Here is a 1,507-nt window from a genome sequence, read left to right on the forward strand (position 1 = left end):
CCAACCTCTCAGGTCAGTACAACTAGGCCCGCGTGGTTGGCATCGTCCTGACGGCGTACTCGACGGTCGACATACCGGCTCTCGGAGAAGGGTGAGCGTCGGGAACTCGGCGAGGGGCGGTGTCAGCCAGGCGGCCGTATAAGAGACCAAGCCGCAGGGTGGTTCGATATTCGGCCGCCCCTACCACGCACCACCGACAAGATGCGCACTGCGACGAGACAGCGAAAACCATTGCACACCAGCGTTATAGCCGCTAAACTCGAACATGTATTCGCGCAACGTCTCCGGGGGGGGGTGACCATGTCTGACGAATCCGCCGCATCACAACCTCGTGCTGTCGAGCTGGTGGCCGAGTTGAATGCGATTCTCGACGAACTGCAGACCGTCGACCTGTCCCCGTGCACCGACGAGGAACTGATCGACGTCGCCTCTGCCACCGAACGGGCCATCGCGCGAACCACTTACGCCGGCGACCGCCACGTCGCCGAAGTCGAGGCTCGCGACCTGCCGCGCAAGACCGGGTACCGCACTCTCACCCAGTTCATGAATCATCGCCTGCGCATCTGCAATCCGGTGCGGCGGCGGAAGCACCTCAATGCCACCGCCACGCTCACGTGCCTCAACGGCGACCGTCTGGAGCCCGAACACCCCTCACTGGCAGAAGCTTTCGCTGACGGCTCCGTCGGCACGGCACACGTTCAGGCCGCACTGGATGTCCTCGACCGAATTCCCCATGCTGTCGAGCACGATGTGAAGGTCGCTGCTGAGCGTCAGATGGCCGAGATCGCCGTAGCGCACACGCCTGCCGACATCACACAGCTCGGCGCGCGGTTGCTCGCGCACCTCGACCCCGACGGCACCCTGGCCGACGACACCGACCAGAAGCGACGCCGCGGCCTGTGGATCGGTCGGCAACGCGCTGACGGTACCGCCAAGGTGTCGGGCACCCTGACCCCCGAACTCGTCGCGCGTATGACGATGATGTTCGCGGTCTGGGGCAAACCCGGACTCAACAACCCCGACGACCCCGCCTCACCCCGTGGGCCGGCCGGAGCTGCCGACCCCGACGCTCTGGCCACCGCAGCCGACCGCGACCACCGCACCCCTGCCCAGACAAATCACGACGCGCTCGACGCCGCACTCACCGCCGGATTTGCCGACGGGACGCTTGGGAGATCGCACCGCGGCCTGCCCGTGCAGTTGATCATCAAAGCCGACCTCGGCGACCTGATCCGCGAAGCCGGGCTCGCGACCACTGCCACCGGAACCCTGCTGCCCATCCGGGACGTCATCGCGCTCGCCGCGGATATGCAGCCCTGGCTGGCGATCTTCAAAGATCACACCACCGTTCCGCTGCATTTCGGACGCAGCAAGCGTCTGGCAACTCGCGAACAGCGCCTCGTCTCGTTCGCCCGCCCCGACGGCGATGTGTGCTCGGCACCTGGGTGCGATCAGCCCGCCACGCAGGTGGAACTCCATCACGCCGACAAGGATTGGGCCAAGGGTG

General features: G+C 66.0%; 1 protein-coding gene. It reads left to right on the forward strand.

The features are described from left to right. Positions 1 to 300 precede the first annotated feature (300 nt). Positions 301 to 1,507 (forward strand): DUF222 domain-containing protein (locus tag AMD30_RS24225; RefSeq protein ID WP_055477364.1); only part of this gene is annotated, 1,207 nt, incomplete at its 3' end.

It is taken from the genome of Gordonia sp. HS-NH1, assembly GCF_001418765.1.
GTDB lineage: Bacteria > Actinomycetota > Actinomycetes > Mycobacteriales > Mycobacteriaceae > Gordonia.